This is a genomic window from Streptomyces thermocarboxydovorans (assembly GCF_039524635.1).
In the GTDB taxonomy this organism is placed as follows: domain Bacteria; phylum Actinomycetota; class Actinomycetes; order Streptomycetales; family Streptomycetaceae; genus Streptomyces; species Streptomyces thermocarboxydovorans.
In genome coordinates this window covers 1-21,519 of the sequence record NZ_BAAAGU010000015.1, presented here as the reverse complement: position 1 = coordinate 21,519, position 21,519 = coordinate 1, and the positions used below count along the sequence as shown (strand labels likewise).

At 70.5% G+C, this 21,519-nt stretch carries 9 protein-coding genes; 4 read left to right on the top strand and 5 right to left on the bottom strand.

The genetic code is table 11. The annotated features are described in order from the left end of the window. Window positions 1-10 precede the first annotated feature (10 nt). Window positions 11-1,912, bottom strand: a complete 1,902-nt coding sequence (dnaK, locus tag ABD198_RS09185; RefSeq protein ID WP_343999310.1) for a molecular chaperone DnaK — start codon at window positions 1,910-1,912, stop codon at window positions 11-13. A gap of 451 nt (window positions 1,913-2,363) precedes the next feature. Here dnaK and ABD198_RS09180 point away from each other — a divergent pair, with 451 nt between their 5' ends. Beyond that, the gene (locus tag ABD198_RS09180) at window positions 2,364-4,127 is read left to right on the top strand and encodes a PucR family transcriptional regulator (RefSeq protein WP_343999307.1); all 1,764 of its coding nucleotides are present in this window, start codon (window positions 2,364-2,366) and stop codon (window positions 4,125-4,127) included. A 91-nt stretch (window positions 4,128-4,218) separates the two neighbouring features. On the opposite strand, the gene drmC is transcribed toward ABD198_RS09180, so the two are convergent. The 3 genes from drmC to drmA are packed head-to-tail and all read right to left on the bottom strand — an operon-like array spanning window position 4,219 to window position 10,729. Beyond that, on the bottom strand, window positions 4,219-5,010 hold the full coding sequence (drmC, locus tag ABD198_RS09175) for a DISARM system phospholipase D-like protein DrmC (RefSeq protein WP_343999306.1): 792 nt from the start codon (window positions 5,008-5,010) through the stop codon (window positions 4,219-4,221). Beyond that, entirely contained in the window at window positions 5,007-6,902 is a 1,896-nt protein-coding gene (gene drmB, locus ABD198_RS09170) for a DrmB family protein (protein WP_343999304.1), read from the bottom strand. The genes drmC and drmB overlap by 4 nt, the downstream gene beginning before the upstream one ends. Beyond that, window positions 6,899-10,729: a DISARM system helicase DrmA gene (gene drmA / locus ABD198_RS09165; RefSeq protein ID WP_343999303.1), complete on the bottom strand. Its 3,831-nt coding sequence runs from the start codon at window positions 10,727-10,729 to the stop codon at window positions 6,899-6,901. The genes drmB and drmA overlap by 4 nt, the downstream gene beginning before the upstream one ends. 179 nt (window positions 10,730-10,908) lie before the next feature. Here drmA and ABD198_RS09160 point away from each other — a divergent pair, with 179 nt between their 5' ends. Then, a complete protein-coding gene (locus ABD198_RS09160) occupies window positions 10,909-13,080 on the top strand; it encodes a UvrD-helicase domain-containing protein (RefSeq protein WP_343999301.1) in 2,172 nt (723 codons plus the stop codon). 63 nt (window positions 13,081-13,143) lie between these two features. Here the strand turns inward: ABD198_RS09160 and ABD198_RS09155 are convergent, their stop codons facing one another. Then, window positions 13,144-19,071: an AAA domain-containing protein gene (locus tag ABD198_RS09155; protein WP_343999299.1), complete on the bottom strand. Its 5,928-nt coding sequence runs from the start codon at window positions 19,069-19,071 to the stop codon at window positions 13,144-13,146. Window positions 19,072-19,425: 354 nt separating this feature from the next. Here ABD198_RS09155 and ABD198_RS09150 point away from each other — a divergent pair, with 354 nt between their 5' ends. Continuing rightward, entirely contained in the window at window positions 19,426-20,265 is an 840-nt protein-coding gene (locus ABD198_RS09150; protein WP_343999297.1) for a hypothetical protein, read from the top strand. A 42-nt stretch (window positions 20,266-20,307) separates the two neighbouring features. Next, window positions 20,308-21,519, top strand: a 1,212-nt coding sequence (locus ABD198_RS09145; RefSeq protein WP_343999295.1) for a DUF262 domain-containing protein, incomplete at its 3' end; no start/stop codon positions are given.

Sequence of the window (21,519 nt, the reverse complement as noted above, 5' to 3'; positions counted from 1 at the left end):
GGCGGGCACCTCAGCCCTTGTCGAACTCGGCGTCGATCACGTCGTCGTCCCCGGAGCCGCCCCGCGCGGCTCCGCCGGGACCGGATTCCTCCGGTGAGCCGGTGCCCGCGCCGGCTCCTGCCTGGTGGGCCGCGAGCCCCGCGAGGATCTGCTGGAGTTCGGACGTCAGCGGCCGGGCCTGGTCCGCCCCGACCTCGTTCTTGACCGCCTCGCGGGCCTCGGCCACCAGCATCTCGGCACGGGCCTTCTCATGGGCCGGCGCGGCGTCGCCGAGCTCGCCGAGGCGTTTCTCGACCTGGTAGGCGACGGCGTCGAGTTCGTTGCGGGCGTCCACCGCCTCGCGCAGGGCCTGGTCCTGGGCGCGGTTGCGTTCGGCCTCCTGGACCATCCGCTCGACCTCGCTCCGGTCGAGATTGGAGCTCTCGCTGATGGTGATGCCCTGCTCCTTGCCGGTGTCCTTGTCCCGCGCGGTGACGTTGAGGATGCCGTTGGCGTCGATGTCGAAGGTGACCTCGATCTGCGGCTCACCGCGTGGCGCGGGGCGTATGTCGGTGAGCTGGAAACGGCCCAGGACCCGGTTGTCCGCGGCCCTCTCCCGCTCGCCCTGCAGGACGACGACGTCGACGGCGGGCTGGTTGTCCTCGGCGGTGGAGAAGGTCTCGGAGCGACGCACCGGGATGGTGGTGTTCCGCTCGATGATCTTCGTCATCACACCGCCGCGTGTCTCCACACCGAGCGACAAGGGGGTGACATCGAGCAGCAGGACGTCCTTGACCTCGCCCTTGAGGACCCCGGCCTGAATGGCGGCACCCATCGCGACGACCTCGTCGGGGTTGACGCTCATGTTGGGTTCCTTGCCGCCGGTCAGCCTCCGCACCAGGGCCTGGACGGCGGGGATGCGGGTGGAGCCGCCGACGAGGATGACCTCGTCGATGTCGTTCTCGCTGATCTTGGCGTCCTCCATGGCCTGCCGCACCGGCCCCAGGCAGCGCTCGACCAGGTCGCCGGTGATCTGCTCGAACGTGGACCGCATGATCGTCGTGGTCAGATGCTTGGGCCCGGAGGCGTCGGCCGTGATGAACGGCAGGCTGACCTGCGTCTGGGTCACGGAGCTGAGCTCCGTCTTGGCCTTCTCGGCGGCCTCGAACAGGCGTTGCAGCGCCTGTGGGTCCTGGCGCAGGTCGATGCCGTTCTCCTTCTGGAAGCCGTCGGCGAGGTGGTCGACCAGCCGGCGGTCGAAGTCGTCGCCGCCCAGATGGCTGTCGCCCGCCGTGGCCCGCACCTCCACCACGCCGTCGCCGACGTCGAGGATGCTGACGTCGAAGGTGCCGCCGCCCAGGTCGAAGACGAGCACCGTCTCGTGCTGCTTCTTGTCCATGCCGTAGGCGAGGGCGGCCGCGGTCGGCTCGTTGATGATCCGCAGCACCTCCAGGCCGGCGATCCGTCTGGCGTCCTTGGTGGCGGTGCGCTGGGCGTCGTTGAAGTAGGCGGGAACCGTGATGACCGCCTCCGTGACCCGCTCGCCCAGCTGCTTGGAGGCGTCGTCGGCGAGCTTCCGCAGCACCTGCGCGCTGATCTCCTCGGGCGCGTAGAGCTTGTCGCGCACCTTGAAGCGGGCGACGCCGCCGTCCCCCTCGACCACGTCGTACGCGACGGCCTTGGCCTCCTCGGAGATCTCGTCGAAGTGCCGGCCGATGAACCTCTTGGCCGAGTAGACGGTGCCATTGGGATTGAGGATCGCCTGGCGGCGAGCCAGTTGTCCCACCAGGCGCTCGCCGGTGTCGGTGAAGGCCACCACGGACGGTGTGGTGCGGTTGCCCTCGCTGTTGGGCACGACCGTCGGCTCCCCGCCCTCCCAGACGGCGATCACCGAGTTCGTGGTGCCCAGGTCGATGCCTACTGCCTTGGCCATGAGGAACTCCTTCCACGACGGGCGGCCCCCGTTCGCCTCGGAGTCGCGCCCGGTCCTCCGAGGCTCAGGTGACGGAGCGGCCGCTCCGCGGGCGGGCTCTTCCGGGCCCCGCCGCCTGTGCTGGTGTCGATCCCGGTGGGCAGCCCGGCCGGCAACCGCACCGCCTCGCCGGCGACCGCCTCGTCGGCGACGGCGTCGTACCGGCTGGGCTGCATGAAGCTCACCGAGGCGAAGTACCGGCGATCCCTGACAGGCTCAGAGTCGCAAGAGTGCGGCGCGCTCCGCCTGCACCCGGCAGGTCAGAAATCGGCGCAGCTGGTCACTCCATGAGCACGAGACCAAAGCCCGGTGAGCCGGAATACCTCGCCCAGGCTGGGTACGCGGGACTCTCACAGGCGTGGATCCCACGATTCACTCGATCGCCTCCGATGATCGGAGAACGGAGTGATCTATGGCCTACCGCCCGACACAGAGATTGTTCCCGGACGTCTCCTACCGGGAGGTGTCCCGCGTCCCGCGCTGCACCGCGGGCGCCGGACGGCGCGCCCCCCGTCCGCTCGCGGTGGTGGATCCGCACGGGCTGCTGATGCTGTCCCGCACCCTGTTCAGCTGCACGGAGCCAAGCGAGATCGTGCGTCTGGCCATGCGGCATGTCAGTGCCCTCGGTCCCTGCACCGCCGAGGCCGGATACCTCGCGACGGGCGACGGGGTGTCCCGCGTCCCCGGCCAGGACGCGGGAGCGCCGACGGTCGTCGACGCACGTGTGAAGGAGCTGGGCGGGGCTGACGGCTCCGTATCCCTTCCGGAGCGGTCCTGGACCTGGGCCTTCGGCCTGCGCGGGGCAGGCGGTCCTCTCGGCTACATCGTGGTCTCCTCCCACACCGAGCCCGATGAGCAGGGGTACTTCCTCCTCTCAACCCTCGTGGAACTCACCTCGGCGGCCCTGTCACTGGCAGCAACCCGCGCCCCGCACCACGACAACGCCGGCGAGCTGAGCCGGATCCGCGCCGAACGGGACACCGCACTGCGGCAGCTGGACACACTGCGCTCCGAGCTGCACCTGCAGAAGACCGTGCACGAGACCCTCGGCCGGGTGGCTGCCTCGGGCGGCGGCGAGAAGGCCATCACCCGGGCGCTGCACGAGCTCACCGGGCTGCCGGCGCTCATCGAGGACCGGTTCGGCAACCTCAGGTCCTGGGCCGGTCCCGGCCGGCCCGACCCCTATCCGGTGCGGTCCTCGGCCTACCAGCAGGAGATGCTGCGGCGGGTCGCGCGCGAGGAGGGCCCCGTCAGGGTCAAGGACCGGCTCATCACCCTGGTCCGGCCGCGCGGCGAGCTCCTCGGCGTACTCGCCCTCGAGGACCCCGACGCGACGGCCGATGAGCACACCCTGTTCGCCCTGGAGCACGCCCAGCGTTCGCTCGCCCAGGAGCTCCTGCACATGCGGGAACTCACCGAGGTGGAACTGCGGCTCCGCCGTCAGCTGATCGACGACCTGCTGGAGGGCACTGACGAGGCGAGCGCCTACGCCCGGGCCGAAGCCGTCGGCCACGACCTGCGGCGTCCCCACTATGTGGTCGTGGTGCACTGGCCGGACAGCGCCGCTGACGACTCGCTCACCCGTGCCGTCGAGAAGGCGATGGTCACCACGGCGACCCGTCCGCTGATCACCCGTCGCGGTGACCGGGTGGTCCTGCTGACCCGGGCAAGGCCCGACGGCGATGCCCTGCACGCGGTGCTGGCCCATGAGCTGGGGAGGCCGGACGGAGCGATCGGGGTGAGCACCCGCTGCGACTCCCCGGAAGGGTTTCCCCGCTGCTATCAGGAGGCACTGCGAGCCCTGGAGGTACGGCAGAACTCCCACCAGCGGAGCGGGGCGACCTTCTTCGACGACCTCGGGCTGTACCGGATCCTGGGTCCCGGCAACGATCTCCGGGAGCTCGAAGGCTTCGTGCGGGAGTGGCTCGGTCAGCTGATCGACTACGACGCGGAGCACGACACGGATCTGGTGGAGACGCTCTCCTGCTACTTCGACTGCGGGGGCCACTACGACGATGCGGCCGCCGCACTGACGGTGCACCGCAGCACCCTGCGCTACCGGCTGCAGCGCATCCGCGAGATCAGCGGCCTCGATCTGACGGATGTGGAGACCCGGCTCAATCTGCAGGTGGCAACACGCGTCTGGAAGATCATCCTGGGCGGACGGGGGCGCTGAGCGCCAGGACGGTGCCGAAGCAGGCCGGGCGCTCGCGGTGTGCGCAACGGACGAGGCTCCCGCGCTTTGGGGGCGCGCGCGGGCAGCTGCCTCACCGGCGAGAAAGCTGAGCCGCTCGTTCGGGCCGGTACGGCGTCAGTACCCCGAGACGCTGCAGCTCGACGATGTGCTCTGCCGCGCGCCGCGGTGCTTCCCCGCCGGTCACCAGCACCCCTGCCTCGATGTTGCGCCGGACCGCGGACTCGGTCAGGTTGGCGCTGCCGAGGAAGAGAGTGCGGCGGTCGGCGACCGCCAGCTTGGCGTGCTGGCGTGAGCCGGCGTGTTCGGCCGCGTTCCGGGCCCATACCCACAGCAGCAGTCCGGGCACGGAGGCGAACGCGTCGGCCGGTTCCTTTCCTGAGAGCAGTCCGCCCGAGCCTGCGAGGGTCTCGACCACGACGTGCATCTCCACACCTCTGTCCGCGGCCTGCCTCAGCGCACGGGTCAGCGCCGGATACGGACGGGCCGCGTACGTCATGGCCAGCAGTTCGTGCTGCGCCCCATTGATGACCTCGATGAGCACCTGGGCCGTGGCTCGCACCGGTACGGCCGGTGTCGAGGGGCCGCTCCATACCGTACGGACCCGGACCGCGTCCCGGGTCTGCCGTCGGGCGGCCACGTAGCCGCGCAGATAGGCAGCCGCCTCGGCGGGCGTCACCGACTCCGACCGCATCGCGTCACAGAGCCGCGCCACGGCCTCGCCGGCTCCCGGGGTCGACAGCTCGGCCAGTATTCGTTCCCTGGAACGTGCCCGGGCCAGCAAGCCGGCGAGGTCCTTGCTCCGGGAGAGTCCGAGAGCGGCGACCACGGGCCCGACGGCGGCCTCGAACGCAGGGCGGCTCACGGCAGCAGACCCACCGGTGTCAACACAGGCTCCTTGTCCCCGGCCAGCGGGACGAGGAAACGACGGTCCAGGAAACGATTGCCGCGTTCGCACGTCGTCTCGGACACGAACAGGCAGACATGGCACGCGGCTCCGTGCAGGAAGTCGGCCGGGTCGTGCGGCAGGCGCTCGGCGCACAGCGGGTCGGCCGAGCAGTGACCGGCGTCGGTCAGCGCCCGGCGCACGATCCGGCCGAACTCCTGCTCCTCGGCGAGCGAGACCAGACCGCCCAGAGTGCCCTCGGAGTCCGGTACAGCCGTGTAGATGAGGATGCCGGTTCTCGGGTTGTGTTCGTCTCCGGCGTAGATCCGTTCGGCGAGCGAGGCGGAGTTGTAGCCGCATTCCAGCGCGATGGTGCGGATCAGGAGGTGAGAGAGGGTGTGCAGGGCGATGTAGCGGGGTCCGGGCCAGCCGGAATAGGGGTCGAAGGCGCTCGTCATGCGGTCCGACTTGCGGTTGGCACGGAACCGCGCGTACGCCTCTCTGTGTGCCTCCATCTGCGGGGACTTCTCCACGCGGGCGACCCAGTCGGCCATCAGATCGTCCTTCACCCGCAGGAAGACGCCCTCGCCGCGCACCTCACTCGCGGGCACCCAGTTGCGGGCCCCGCGGGACAGTTCGACGCGTGTGGCGATCTCCGGCGACTCCGGGTCCGGCGCATCGAGCCGGGTGAAGCCGATCAGTGCCCGGGCCTCGCGCAGCCGCTCGACCTGCCTGATGTCGCCGAAGAACTCGCTGAGGGGAGCCGGCACGGGGACCTGCCGCAGCGCGAAGTCGTCGCTGGGGGGCGGAACGGGCCCCGAGAGCGCCTCCCATTCCGGTCCGAACAGGTCCGCTTGGACGTCGGGGGCGGAGGGAGCCGGACCGGCTGTTCCCTGTTTGCGCGCTGTGATCGCCGCAACCACCGCGTCGGCGTCGAACTCCTTCAGGAAGGCGAACTTGGGCATGCGCGCCATGAAGTCGAACTGCCCTCGGTCCTCGATCAGTTCGAGGTCGGGCCAGTGGTCGTCGAGGAGCTTGTCGATGTCTCCGCCCTGTGCCTTCGGCAGGGCGAGCGCGCTGAGGGTGAGCGGGAACCACTGGTTGGAGGCGCCCGCCACCATCAGGACCGGCTCTTGTGCACAGCCGTTCGGCTCGTAGGTGCCGAGGTGCGGGTGTCGTCCGCGGCACGCGGGCAGGTTCCGGCGGCCTCGTTCGCCCATCGCTTCCCGGATGTTCCGCTTCACGCCGCAGGCGACGCACTCGATGGTGACGTTGGCGGCCTGGTTACCGCCGTGATCCTTCATGCGCAGCTTGGGGCGAGGCGTCTTGGCGCAGCTCTGCCCGTGGTGGACGTAGGCGGTGTAGGGGAATTCGTCCAGATGGCCGGCGGTGCAGACCAAGGTGAAGCGGGCGGCCACGGCGAGCGGCTTGCCGCGCTTGCAGTCGTGTACGAACTTCGCCTCGTGCGGTGCCCGGGGGTTGGAGTTGACGAAGGAGAACTCACCGGAGTCGATGGCGGCCAGCACGTTGCAGGCGGTGCAGCGCAGCCATTGCGGGAAGGGCGTGACGGGGACACCGATTCCCTGCGCCGCCCATCCTCTGGGGTCGGCGTCCGCGCCCTCGAGCCAGGGTGCGGCTCGCAGTTGTTCGACCTGTCCGCGCCCATAGCGCTGGAGTGAGCGGTTGACGGCGGCGCGGAGGCGGGGCTCGTCGATGTCGTAGTCGGTGACACCGGAGTAGCTCCAGGAGTCGATGCCCCGGATGAGCACCGAGAAGTTCGGCAGGTCGACGAGGGCGCCGACGCCGGCGGTGAACATGAGGTGACTCGGCCGTACGGCGCCGACCCTGCGGTTGCTGCGTTGGGTGCTCATCGCTGCGCCTTCCTGACCGCGTCGGCCGCAAGGGGCCCGTACTCGTCGCTGTCCACGGTGGTCGCCGTTTCGGGGTCTGGATCGGAATCGGTGGCGGGTGTGCCGAAGTGCCAGTCGGGACCGGCGCCCGAGGACTCTTCCAGGAACGCCTCGCCGCCGGGCAGCAGCAGATTGATCTCGTTCTCCGTCTCACGCATCGACATGCCGACGGTGAGCTCGGTCCACCGGGATCCATCCGCCCGCCTGAGCAGCCCGTCCACGACGGTCGTCTTGTGTTTCTCCTTGCGGTAACCGAGTGTTGATGTGCTCTCGTCCCGCTTGCGGCGCCATTCGTCCTTGAGCCGGTCCAGGCGTTCGCTCAGGTACTGGCGGGATCGTTCACGCCCCACTCGTTCCGCCCTTTCCAGCAACCGCCGTTCGACGTCCCTCGCGATCGGGCCGTCGAGGTCGACGTCGTGGGCGTCGAGGTTGCGGGAGGTCTCGTGGGTCGCGTGCCGCACTGCGGCGACGTAGGTGGCGGCGACCCCCCGGTCGAGTGCGCGCCGGGTGTAGGGGGTGACGGAGAGAGCCTCCACCTGGCGGTAGAACGTCGCGTGATAGTGCTCGAAGTCCTCGTAATGCGCGAGGTCGCGGGGGCGCGACCAGTTGTAGAGGGTCACCACCAGACCGGGGCGCCTTGCGTCACGGCCCACCCGGGAGGACGCCTGGATGTATTCGGCGGTGTTCTTGGGCTGGCCGACGACCAGCATCAGACCAAAGCGGGAGACGTCGACACCGACCTGCAGCATCGAGGTGGCGAGGACGACGTCCACGGCCTGGCGGACGGTCGGTGTCATGGAGGCGCGGGGTTCGCGCTTCTCCTTCATCGCGGCGGCGTACTCGCGCAGGAGGGCTCGCCGGCGTACCGAGGTGTCGCGCTCGGGGTCGAACTCGATCTCCAGCCGTTTCAGCGCGGCGCCGATGTCCGCCGAGGAGATACGGGAGGTCAGCTCCAGGACGTTGAGCATCCCGGCCTTGCTCACGATGCGGTCCGAGAGTGTGTCCTGGCCCTTGCGGCTGCCGTTGCCCCGCACGCGGGTGGTGATGTCGTCGTCCATGTACCGCCGCATACCGGCCAGTTCACGGGTGGCGTTGAAGTAGCCCACGAGTGTCATGTATGGGTCCGCAGGCTTGCCGTAGTCGTCGAAGAGCTGCTGTCCCGCGAGCAGCAGGATCTCGGCGACGCGGATCTCCGCGGCCTTCAGCCGGGTGCCGTGCGCGCACACGCCCAGGTAGCGCCGGCCGGGGTTCTCGCGGCTCAACTCGACCTGCCGGGAGAAGAAGGTGTCCCCCACGTCCAGCACCTGAGGCGGGAAGACGGCGACCTTGCGGCCGAAGACGCCGCGCACCTGGTCGGCGGCCCGTTTGGTGGTCGCGGTGGACGCGACGATCTTGGGGCCGGTCTCCTGGCGCCGTCCGTCGGCGTCGGTGAAGCTCCATGTGCACAACTGGTCGACGGCGGCCTCGAAGAGGCCCACGGTGGTGCCGAGCGCGCCGGAGATCAGGTGCAGCTCGTCCTGGATGATCAGGTCCGGGGGCCGCAGGCGGGTGACCGGTTGCGCGGTGACGGCGGGCAGGTCGCCTCTGGCGTTGTGCCGTCCCCCGCACCCGGTCTTGGCGTCCAGGTCGTCGTGGCGGTAGCCGTGGCGGGGGCACAGCTCGGTGACCCTGCCGAAGAGCAGGCCCGCGTAGCCGTTCCATGGCAGCTGAGCGAACTTGTCGACGGTGGCGATCAGCATCGAGGGCGCGAGCCGGTAGATCTCCTCGTCGACCGTGAGGACGGGGATACCCTCGCCGGGCGCTTCCCGGCGGGAGAAGGGGCAGCGGTCCTCCCCCTCCCCGCGCGGGCAGTAGAGCAGAATCCGGCGGCGTCCTTCGTCGTACTCCATGTTCGAGCGGGCGGTCAGTCCGGTGCCGCACCACGGGCAGCTGAGGACCTGCAGGACACGGGCGTGCTTGTCGCTGGCGCTCTCCTTGGCCTCCGCGATCTGATCCTTGGCCTCCTCGAACCAGTTCGGCGAGACGGAGGTGCCCACCCAGAGTCCGATGCGGAACGGTGTGGAGCCCCACCTGCGGTCCCGGGCGAACTCCTCGCGGCGCAGCACCTCGCAAGCGCTCACCAGGGCGGCCGCGCGCTGGAACTGCTGGGCGGTCAGCAGGCGGAGGGTGTAGCGCATGAGCACGCCCACGCCGGCCTCGCCGCCGCGCGCCTCCGGTCCCGAACCGATCGTCCCCTGCAGACGCCTGAGCGCGAAGGTGTAGGCGGCGAGGCCCAGGTACGCCTCGGTCTTGCCGCCGCCGGTCGGGAAGAACAGCAGGTCGACGAGGGCTTCGCGGCCTGTACCGCGGTGCGGGTGACCGGGCTGGGTGAGGGAGGCGATGTTGAGCAGGACGAAGGCGAGCTGGAACGGACGCCAGCTGGCCCCGGCCTTGCCCTTGCCGTACACCTCTTCCTTGGCGTCCCGGTAGGAGAGGGGGTCGTTCTCACGACCGGTGCGGGCGGCGGCAATGGCGGTGTTGCGCCGCTGCAGGGCCATGGCCCGGTTGGCGAAACGGAAGGCCGCGAGGGCCGTGTCGTCGGCCACGAGCCGGTCGATGCCCAGCGTGATGCGGTCGCAGATTTCGAGCGCCTGCTCGATCGCCACCTCGGCCGATTCACGCAGGTCCTCGGGGAGCGAGCGGACGGCCCGGCGCTGCTGTTCCAGCCAGGTGCCGTACCCGTCGGCCAGCGGAGCCAGGGCGGCGCTCAGTTCGCCGCGACGGGCGGGCACGGCGAGTTCGGCCAGCTCGTCCATGCCCAGTTCCAGGCCCTGGAGGAGTTCCTGCTCCTCCAGCGTCGGCGCGGTGGTGGCCCTCACGTCGTACTCGGGGAGCCAGACGGTGGTGAGGCGGTGCGCGTTGCGTTCGCCGTCGCGGACGTGCGCGTGGACGGCGACATTGCGGCCCTTGGCGTGGCTGAGGCTGTTCCGGTAGAGGAGGCGCAGACGCCGCTCCTCGGCGTCCTCCGGCGCGTTGCCGTGGCTGGTGGCGTCGAGCGGGTCGTCTACGGGCAGGAAGACGGCGGCCTGGTCGTCGGGAAAGGCGGTGACGTCGATCTCGGTCTGGAAGAGCCAGTGGGCGTCGCGCGCGTCCGGGCTGTCCGGCTGCCGGTTCACGAGGGCCAGCTCGACTATGCGGAGGTCCTCGGCGTTCGCGCGGCCGGTGTGCCTGCGCACTTGTACGTCCAGAACCACGGCTTCGCCGTCGAGTTCCACCGCCTGGTCGGTCTCGCTGGTCACGTCGATGTCCACCAGGTGTTCGACGGGCTCACGCGTCCAGACCCTGCGGGTCGTCCCCCGGTCGGTGGCTTCCTCGGACTGCGTGTAGCGCCCCCAGCGCACGGTGGCGCTGAGTGTGCCGACGGACGCCGGGACGGTGAAGGCCAGTCCCATCGACGAGGCCCAGATGTGCCCCGCGGCCTGCGGGCTGAGCCGGTCCTGCAGGTCGCTGTCGTCACCTTCCTGCTCGTCGCCCGAGTCGCCGTCCGCGCTCTGGGCCGCCGCGCGGGCGATCCGGTCCGCGGTGACGGTCTCGGGGCGCGGACCGAGCATCCCGACGAGATAGCGGTCGCGTGGCCCGGAGGAGGCGCTCGGCAGGGTTTCCGTCTCACCGTCCCAGGGGCCCAGCAAGTCCCGGCGGATGTAGGCGACGAGTGCGTCCCGGACCTCGTAGGAGTCCCCCGCGCGGAAGGTCTGGGGAACCTCGTCGAGCGGGTGCGGGACAGCGGCCTGAGCAGGCTGGGCCGGCATGCGGTGGGTCCTTTCGGACAGATCCGTGGAAGCGCGGTCATGCGCCGATGGGGTGACAGCACAAAAATATAGAGCGTTGACTCAGTTCACACAATGATTATGCGCAGCTGCCTCTCAGAGGCCCGCTCAGTCTCTAGGCTGTTGCTCGCCCACCGCCCGCCCACGACCCGAGGACGCCCATGCCCCGTCTCGCCCTCTCCGACGACTTCGTCGCGGACCTGATCTCTCTGCAGAGACCCGTCCAGAAGGAGGTCAACGACGCCATCCAGATGTTCCGCGGCCTGACCGTGCATCAGCTGCATGCCAGCAAGGGGTTGCACCTGGAGAAGCTCGAAGGGGCGCGCGATCCCCGGATCCGTACGATCCGGATCACCAGGTCCTACCGGGGGGTTCTCCTCGCCCCGGACGACGGGAGCGAGCTGTACACACTGCTGCGGGTCGCACCGCACGACGAGGCGATCAACTGGGCCTGCAAGCGCGCCTACTCGGTCAACGGTGCCACCGGTGGCCTGGAGGTCCGCAATGTCGAGGCCCTCGAGCAGATGGAGACCTACTTCGAGACCAAGGCGGTCGAGACCCCGGCACGGCTCTTCGCCGGGCACTCCGACACCGTCCTGCGGGATCTGGGTATCGACGAGCAGGTCCTGCGGCTGGCACGGGTGTGCGTCACGGCCGACGACCTGACGGTCATGGCGCCGCCCATGATGCCCGCCGACCAGTACGAGGTGCTGGAGTACCTGGCGGCCGGCTATTCGCCCGAGGAGGTCTGGGAGCAGCTGATCGCCCCGCGCGGGCAGACGGTGCGCACCGCCGAGGACCGGCCTGTCCTCACCCTCAGCGAGGCGATCCTCAACACGTCCGACCGCATCGTGGAGGTCACCGGTCCGGGTGAGCTGGAGCGGATCCTCACCGAGGACTTCTCCCGCTGGCGCGTCTTCCTGCATCCCGCCCAGCGCCGGTACGCCTACCACCCGGGCTTCAACGGGCCGGCTCAGGTGACGGGCGGTCCCGGCACGGGCAAGACCGTCGTCGCCCTGCACCGGGTGCGGCATCTGCTGCGTACCGGAGGTGAGGGCGACCGGATCCTGCTCACCACCTTCACCAACGCGATGGCCGCCGCCCTGCGCGACAACCTGGCCCTGCTGCTCGGTGACGCCGACGCCCACCTGCTCGACCGGGTCGACGTCACGACGGTGGACTCGCTCGCCGCCCGGGTCATAAAGGAGGCGCGGGGCAGCTCGCCCAAGCCGTTGTCGGCGGCAGCGGAGAAGAGCGCTTGGACCCGCGCCGCCGCACGCGAGGACCTGCCCTGGTCGGAGCGCTTTCTCGCGCAGGAGTTCCGGGGCGTCGTCCTCGCCCAGGGGCTGCGGACGCCCGAGGAGTATCTGCGGTGTGTGCGCAGGGGGCGTGGCACGCAGGTCGGGAGGGTGCAACGGGCGCGGCTGTGGCGGGTCATGGAGCGGTTCATGCGGGATCTCGCCTCGCGCGACCAGGCGACGTACACCATGCTCTGTGACCAGGCCGCGCAGATCCTCGCGGAGCAGGGGCCGCGCTACCGTCATGTCGTGGTGGACGAGGCGCAGGATCTCCACCCGGCCCAGTGGCGGGTGCTGCGCGCCTGCGTCGCCGAGCAGTCCGACGACATGTTCCTCGTCGGTGACCCGCACCAGCGCATCTACGACTCCCGGGTCTCCCTTCGCTCGCTGGGTATCCACGTGCGCGGACGCACGTTCCGGCTGCGCGTCAACTACCGGAACACGGAGGAGATCCTGCGCTGGTCGACGTCGCTGCTGGACGGCCAGCCGGTGGGGCGGCTCGGCGAGGACGACGACGATGACGGCGGCCAGGACTCGCTGCGGGGCTACCGGTCCGAGTTGCACGGCCGCGTGCCGGTGGCCAGGGGCTATGCCAGTCAGGACGACGAACTGCGCGCGCTTGTGGAACAGGTCCGGGTCTGGGTGGAGCAGGACCGGGTCAAACCGTCCGAAGTGGCGGTGTGCGCCCGGTTCAACACGCTGGTCGACGCCGTCATCGCACGTCTGCGCCGGGAGGGCATCCCGGCCGTGGCCGTCAAGGACGACCCTGGGCCGGAGGTGTCGGGTGTGCGGGTGGCGACGATGCACGGGATGAAGGGTCTGGAGTTCCGCTGCGTCGCCGTCGTGGGCGTGACGTCGAACGTGCTGCCCTTCGCTCCGCAGGTGACGCCGGAGGACGAGGACGCCGTGCAGCACCGAGCGGATCTGCTGGCCGAGCACTGTCTGCTCTTCGTGGCGTGCACCCGGGCGCGCGACGCGCTGGCGGTCTCCTGGAGCGGTGAACGGAGCCGCCTGCTGGACCCGGTGGTCGGCTGAGACGCGCGGGGCTCTGTCACCCGGACCCACGGGTACGGGTGACAGAGCCGTTGGCCGCAGGGATCAGACCCGGATCTCCCGCACGACGACCGAGCGCGCCTTGCCTTCCGACGTGTCGTACGCGATCTCCCGTCCGGCGGGCTGCCACATCAGCGCATGACCGAGGGGAGACGACGGGGAGACGATCTCCGCCTCCTCGGTGGGCAGTTCGGCGACGGTGTACAGCGTGTCCTTGTCGAGCACACCGTCGAACTCCAGGACCAGCAACGCGCCCGGCACCACGACGTCCGGGACGCCCGGTCCGCGCCCGACACTGACCGCGTCGAGGAACCTCCGCAGGTAGGCGAGACGCTTCGTGCGCCGGTCGCGCTGGTCCGCGTGGGCTTTTCTCAGGAATATGAGCTGCGCCTGATCCGTCCCCTCGGGGATCTCTTGCGGAGCGTCCAGGGCAGCCTGCAGCTGCTGCACCTCGCGGACCAGCCGCTGGAAGGCCGCGGCGGGGATCTCCCGGACCGGCAGTGAGCGCCCGGCGACCGGGGCGGGCGCTGGCTCGGGCTCCGGCTCGGGGGCTGGCGTGGGCGCCGGCTTGCGCTCCGACTTGGGCGCCGGCGCAGGCTTCGGCTCGGGCGCTGGCTTGCGCTCCGGCTTGGGGTCCGGCTCGGGCGCCGCTGCAGGCTCCGGCTTGCGCGCCTGCTCGGGCTTCGACGGCCCGGTCGTCTCCGCATCGGCTCCGGTGACGGCCCGTTCAGCCGGGCGTACCGTGGCCGGCTTCGCCGCCGCGGGCGTCGGTTCCTCAGCCGGAGCGCGGAGCGCCTCACGCGGATCCGAGGGCGGGGGCACGGGCGCCGGGCCGGGAACGGCGCTACCGGTCGCCCCTTCCGCACCGTCTGTTTCTGTCTCTGTTTCCGCGCCTCCCTCACCGAGCGGCTCCGCCTCCTGCCGCACCGGTTCGATGCCCAGGCGGTCCAGCTCCGCCCAGAGCGGGGCCAGCGCCTGCTCACGGTCGAGATGGAAGCGGCTGCCCCGGATCCGGACGAACGTCCAGTCGACCCGCTCCAGGTCGCGCTGTCTGGCCGCCGCGGTGGCGGCGTCCTCACCTTCGGCGAAGTCATGTCCGTCGCAGGCGACCGCGAGCCGGCGCGTGCCGCCCTCCACGACCAGGTCGAGGGTGTGACGGCCCACTTTGTATCCCGGGCGGACCCGATAGCCCCGCCCCGTCAGTTCCAGGTACACCTGCTGTTGGAACAGATTGTCGAACGCTTCGTGCCTGACGTCGGGCAGAACGTCGCCTTCGACCGCGGCGGTGTCCTCCTCCGCGGGTCTGGTGAGGTGGTCGAGCCACCGTCGGCGCAGATCGTTCTCATGGAACTGCTCGGGGCGTGCGCTGTGGAACACCCACACCTGGTCCTGGGCGCGGGAGGCCGCGACGTTGATCCGCTGCTCGTAGGTCTTGCCGTTGAAGCCGCCCGGGACGGTTCCGGCGGCGGTGGACGGCGAGTTGACGCAGGAGATGAACATGACGTGGCGCTCGTCGCCCTGGAAGTCCTCGGCGTCGCCGACCCGGATGCGCCGCTCCTCGCGCTGCTCGTAGTCGAGACGCTCGGCGAGCAGGTTCTCCAGCTCCGTCAGATGCCCCTTGCTGGCGCGGAGGCTGATGACGCCCATGGTCTTCCCGTCGTAGGCGGGGTCGGCGCAGCAGCGCACGATCGCGTCGACGAGGGCCTCGGCCTCGGCGGTGTTGGTCAGCCGGGAGTTCGCGCCGACAGCTTCGCCGTGCTCGACGTGGACGGTGCGGACGGGCGGCAGCCGGTCGGCACCGTACTGCCGAAGGGGCAGCAGCTGGCCGTTGTAGCAGAGGTCGTTGGAGAAGGAGATGATCTCCGGCATGCACCGGAAGTGCTCCTTGAGCATGAGGGTGCCCCGGCCGGCCGAGAGCGCTTCGGTGAGATCGAAGAAGCTCGAGTCGGGGCCGAACAGGCTGCGCACGTCCGGTTCCAGCGCGGTGAGCAGCCGGTCCCTGAGGTGGAAGTACGCGTCCTGCTTGAGTCCGACGTTGGACGGGCTGACCTGCTTGCTGTCGCCCACGACCACCATGCGGTCGGCGAGCCAGCTCAGCAGCATGGCCTCGAGGCCGGACTGGCTGGCCTCGTCGACGATGACGACGTCGAACATGCCGGGCCGGTCCATGGGCACCGTCTCGGCCACCTGGTGCAGCGGCATGATCCAGGCCGGCACCGCAGTCTGTGCCTTGCTGAGGGCGGCCTGCGCGTCGCGCCGGTAGCGGTGCTGGTACTTGCCCTTGATACGCCGGGCGGCCTGCTGGTAGGCGCTGAGCGCCCGGGACTGGTCGCCGGTGAGCAGACCGAGGCAGCGGTGCCAGGCCCTGGCGGCGGCGAGCCGCGCGAGCACGATGCGTGCCTCGTCGTCGGCCTCCGTCAGCCGCCTGCGCAGCAGGCGTTCGGCCTCCGGGTCGGTCAGTCGCTCCATGCGCTCACGCCATGCGGACCAGGCCCACGCCTGGGCGAGCGAGGGCAGCCGGGTGTCCCAGGCGGTGTCCTGGTGCGTGCTGGTGATCCGCTCGGCGAGGGCCGGGAAGGCCTCGCGGACACGGGTGAGCGCCGCGTCGTGTTCGGCCCGCAGCCGGGCGGCTTCCCTTACCTCGGCCATCTCGTCACTGAAGGAGCGGTAGCCGTCGGGGTCCTGCTCGCGCACGGCTTCCAGGGCGCGCAGCACCGCGGGGGCGACGCCCGGCCGGTCGCTCCAGGTCCGCAGCAGTTCCTCGGTGCCGGCGACTGCCTTGCGGGACTGTTCGGCCGCGCGCAGGGTGGTCGCGGCGCGCAGCAGGGTGCGCGCGGCAATCTCGACGGATGCTTCGTGCCAGGGGGCGACGGCGAGTGCCGGTGAGGTGGCCGCGGCGGTCAGGACGTCGGTGCGCGTGGCGGCGACGGCGAGCAGCGCGTCGAGCACCTCGGCCTCCTGGCGCAGCCGGGCCAGGCGCGGCCCGTGTCCGTGCCAGGGGGCGACGGGGGTGCTGCCCCACTCGGTCTCGACCTGGGCCAGGCGCAGTTCGAGCTGGACTCGGGCGAGAACGACGGCTGCGGTGGCGGGGTCCTCCGGGGCCCGTCCGTCCACTCGTACACTCTCGGCGAACGGGCCGACCGCCTTGGCCAGTTTGGACCGCATCCCGAGCGGGCCGCGCAGTTTCTGGCCCTGGCTGAGCCCGTCGTGCAGGGCGGTGGCCTGGGCCAGTGCCGTGGCGGGGTCGTACTGCTCCAGGCCGCTGACCATGGCCGTGCCCAGTGTGGCCAGCAGGGCGTCGGCCGCCGCGAGGGTCTCGGTCACGGCGGACCGGCGGCTGCGTGCCTGCCAGTCCTGGCCCTCGGTCACCTCCTTCAGGAGTGCCGTGGCCCAGGCGCCGGCCGCGGCGGCGAGGGACGCGGCACGGGCACGGGCGGCGGAGAAGGCGTCCAGGGCTGAGGACAGCCGGTGCTGTTCGGTCTCGCTGAGGCCCCGTACGGCGTCGTCGTACTGCGCGCACAGGGGATCCTGCCGCGCGGCCGCGTGCGCCTCCTCGGCCGACCGCACGATCCGCACCGCTTCCTCGAACTCACCGGGGCCCAGCAGTTCGGCGGGGCCGGGCACCTCGGCGGCCAGGGCCTGATGGTGCGGTGTGTAGGCACGGGCGGCGTGCAGCAGCCGCAGCGCCTCCTCGGCGCTCAGGTTCGGCTGTTCCTGCGGGACCGGGCCGAGCCAGCCGTGTTGTTCCGCTTCCGCGGTGAGGCGCTCGGCGATCTCCTGGAGGCTGCCGCTGTAGTCGCCGATCTCCGCGTCGAAGCGGTGGGTCTCCTGCTCACGCAGTACGGCGAGGTCGCGCAGCATGGCCTGCTGGGCGGCACGTGCCTTGGCCAGGCGGGCCTGGAGCGTCTGGATCTGCTTCCGGGAGGCCTTCTCGTCGTAGCCGGCGTACTCGCTGAGGATTCTGTGCACGGACGCGTCGAGCTCGCGCTGGGCGGCCGCGCCGTCCTCGGTGCGGCTCACGCACAGGTCACGAATGGACTCCGGCAGCTTGTCCCGCAGCACACGCAGGGCGCGCGAGGTGTGGCTGGTGATGAGGACCCGCTTGCCCTGCGCGAGCAGGTCCGTGACCAGGTTGGCGATGGTGTGGGTCTTGCCGGTGCCGGGCGGCCCCTGTACGACGACGAGCCGGTTCGCGCGCAGGCGTTCGGCGATGGTGCGCTGTTCCTCATTGGCGGGCAGCGCGAAGTACAGCTCGTCGCTGTGCGGCGCGCCGTCCTCCTCCGCCGCCGCGAGGTCGGCCGCGGTGAGCGCGCCGTCCCGGCCGGCGATGTAGCTGAGCAGTTCGGTGGGCGGCGTGCCCGCGTCGATCTGCCGGGCGATGTTCTTGAGGGCGTCCATGGTGGAGCGGCGGCTGCGCTCCCGCAGGACGAGTGCGGGTGTGAGTCCCACCTGGGGGACTTCGAGGCTGCGCGGGCTGACGCGCTCCAGGGTCGGTGAGTAACCGCCCGCGCTGTGTGCGGCGTTCACCCAGCTGCGCAGGGCGGTGTGGACGGCGTCGAGGTGTGCGGGGTCTGTCACGTCCGAGGCGCTTTCCAGTACCTCGACGATCCCGTCCCGTACCGTGCCCGGAACATGCTGGGCGCCGTCGAGCATGCCCTCTTCGAGTTCCAGGCCCGCCCCGGTCGGGTCCGGGGCGGCGGTGAGCGTGCCGGTGGACGGGTCGAGCCGGAGGGTGGCCCGGTGGGTGATCAGGTGCCGTTCCACCCGCTGGCCCGACGGCGTCTGCCAGGTCAGCCGGCCGAGACCGAGGACCAGTTCATAGGCCTCGCCGAGGTTGGCGGCGTCCTCGTGCATCTTGTGCAGCCGGTCGTACAGCCGCACGAGGGGGTCGATCGCGCGGCGCCGCTCGGCCCAGGCGAGCCATCGCTGTTCCCATGCGGCGTACAGCTTCTCGATCTTCTCGCGCTGCGGGTGCTCGTCGAGCTGGTCGTACGTCTTGTCGAGCGGGATGCCCTGCGACCAGTCGGGGAACTCCGGTTCGATGCGCCGGCGCAGTAGCGGGGCGCGGCTCTGCTTGAAGTCACGGATGCGGGTGCCGTCCACCCAGGGGGCGAGCAGGGGTTCGGGCTGCGGCGCGTCCTCGCGTTCGGGGCGGGCGACGGTCAGCCAGGCCGGCTCGTCGGTGTCGAGTGCGCCGTCGATCATCACGTCGACGCCGTCGTCGTCCGGCAGTTCGTCGAACCACACGGTGCCGGCCGCGCCGTCGAGGGTGCGCACGGGGCGGGTCTTGGACTCCTCCGCCTCGGCGAGGAAGCGGAAGATCTGCCGCACGCGTGCGGCGTCGAGTTCGTCCGCGGACAGCTGCGGCTGGGGTTGCGGCGTGGCCCGCCGCACGGGGGCGGCCGGCTGGGCGGGGACGGCGTCGAGCCTTCTGACGGTGGTGTCGTCAAGGCCGCCCAAGCGCTCGGTCTCTGAGCTCCCGTCCGCCGGCCCGGACGCGGCACCAGCGACCGTATTCGCGCCGAGGGCGGCCGCCGCCGTGGTGAAGGCGACACTCGGCCGGTCGTGCTCGGCCGGGAACCGGACCTCGATGTCGAGGTCGCCGGCGGTGCCCGCCGGAATGCTGTAGGCCCACGTCGCGGAGGCCCTGCGTCCCGGGCGCAAGGTGCCCGCCAGCTCGCCGTCGAGGACGTCGCCGCGGTGTTCGCGCACCTGGCGGCCGGTCTTGCCGTACGGCCCGCCGCGCACCAGCAGGGTGATGCCCTCCATGCCGACGGGCCGGCCGGTGCCGTTGCTCAGGTGCAGGGTGCAGCGCACCACGTCGTCGCCCGGCCGGTATCCGTGGCAGTCGTCGGGATCGGCCAGTTCGTAGGGCACGACGTCGTCCACCCGCACGTACAGACCGTCGTCGTACTGGTACACCGAACCGACCGGCCGCACATCCTCGACCGGCCCGAACTGGTTCTGGCTCACACGCCACCCCCACTGCTGCTGACGGCCATCCGGTGGCCCGTCCACGTTCATCGCGCCCGGCCGCCTCAAGCCGGCCACAAGGCATCCCACCCCAGCGCGCGACAGCTTGAGTGTGAACTGAGCACACGCGGCGAGCCTAGCAGCAGACCCGACACTTCATTCCTCTCGCGAAACTCACTGTCACTTATCGCCACCGATGAGCGATCCGTCCGCATCTTCCCCACACTCCGGACGCCGTCACGCACGACCATCGCGAACGAAACACGTTGACTCAGTTCACACTTACACGGCAGGATGCCTCCCGTGTCACATCGTCTGGCGTGACACGGCTCCCGGAGGAAGGTGATCGCGCCCATGCAGATGCAAGTGGTCGACGTCTCGCCCCAGTTGGCGGCGGAGTGGCTCACGCACAACACCAGGAACCGGCCGCTGAGCCGAGGCACGGTCCAGCATCTGGCCGCCCAGATCCAGCGTGGCGAGTGGCAGTTGACCCACCAGGGCATCGCCTTCGACGAGGACGGTGCGCTCATCGACGGGCAGCACCGCCTGGCCGCCGTCGTCAAGGCCGGCGTCACCGTGCCGATGACCGTCACCCACGGAGTACCGCGCTCGGCGTTCACCGTGATGGACACGGGCCGTAAACGCACCGGTCGCGACGCTCTCGCGCTCGCCGGTGAGAGCAACTCGACCCATCTGGCGGCCGCCCTGCGAGGACTGCACCTGTACCTGAACGCCCCCAACTCCTCGTGGAGTGGCGGATCCTCGGTCACGAGCAACGACCAGCTGCTGGCCCTGCTCGCCGAGCACCCCGGGATCCGCGACGCCCTGCACCACGGCATCGCGATGAACCGCGGGTGCCGCATCACCGTCACCGCTGCGACGATCGGCTGGTACGTCACCACCGCGGCCCGGCCCGACGTCGATCAGTCGGCGTGGGAGGAAGGGGTCGTCACCGGCGCACGCCTGGAGCCGGGCGACCCGCGTCTGACCCTGCGCAACACCATGCTCAACCTGGCCCTGGGCAACGCACATCGTCGCCGCGACGACTCGCGCGAGCACCTCCACTACTACCTCAAGGCGTGGAACGCCTGGGTCGAGGGCCGCAGCATCAAGCTGCTGCGCCGCTCCCCCAACGAGACGATGCCGCGCATCTCCCGCCGCCCGGTCCCGACATCTGCCCACAAGTCCGCCTGAAAAGTCTTAGATTCAGACTGCCGCTGCTAGGAAAGGAGGCGCATGCGCGCCCAGGAAATCACCTTCCTCAAGCTGATCCAGGGGGACAAACAGTTCCAGGTGCCGCTCTACCAGCGCACGTACAGCTGGGGCCGGGAGCAGCTCCAGCGGCTGTGGGAGGACGTCGGGGAACTCGTCGAACAGCATCTGGCGGGCGAGACGGCGGCCCCGCACTTCCTCGGTTCGGTGGTGCTCGCGCCGGGCCAGCTCCAGGCGGGCGGTGTGCAGAGGTGGCTGGTGGTGGACGGACAGCAGCGGCTGACCACGCTGATGCTGGCCTTCGCAGCGCTTCGTGACCATCTGAAGGAGATGGGTGACACGCGCGGCGTGGACCGGGTGCACCGCCAGATTCTGGTCAATGAGTTCCACGAGGGCGCGGACCACTACCGGTTGCTGCCCACCCAGGCGGACCGTGAGGCGTTCACCGCCTGCGTCCAGTCCCGCGCCGACGCCGGTGGCAGCGACAACATCGGCGCCGCCTACCGGTTCTTCCGCGGGGTGCTCGCCGAAGTCCATGAGGCGGGCGACGAGCGCTGGCCGGCCGCGGTCGAGACGGTGCTCAAGGATCTGCTGTCGATCGTGGAGATCACGGCCGAGCCCGGCGACAACGTCTACCGGATCTTCGAGTCCATCAACAACACCGGGGTGGGGCTCAGTCAGAGCGACCTCCTGCGCAACTACGTGTTCATGCTGCTGCCCAAGCGAGGCGAGCGGATCTACCAGGAACTGTGGCTGCCCATGCAGCAGAGCCTTGGTCCGAAGAACCTCGAACTGCTGGTGTGGCTGGACCTGGTGGTGCGCGGCCACTACAAGACCAAGCAGAGCGAGATCTACCGCGAGCAGCAGAAGCGGCTGCAGCCGCTGGCCGGCGACGAGGACGCCCTGCAGCGCGAGATCGAGCAACTGGCCGAACGGGCCGGCAGGTTCCTGCGCATCGTCGACCCGGCCCGTGAGCAGTGCCCCGCCCTTCGCACTGCCCTGGAGCGCCTCGCCTCTTGGGGTGGCCAGACGCACTATCCGCTCGCGCTGCATCTGCTCGACCTCGTCGCCGCCGGCAGGACTACGCCCGAGGACGCGGCGGAGGCGCTGGGGTATGTCGAGTCGTATCTGGTGCGGCGCCTGATCTGCCAGACTCCGACTAGTGACCTGAGTCGGAGATTCGTCGGCAGTAGGCGGCGACTTTGTCGAGGATCTCGTCGGCGGTCTTCGTCCAGA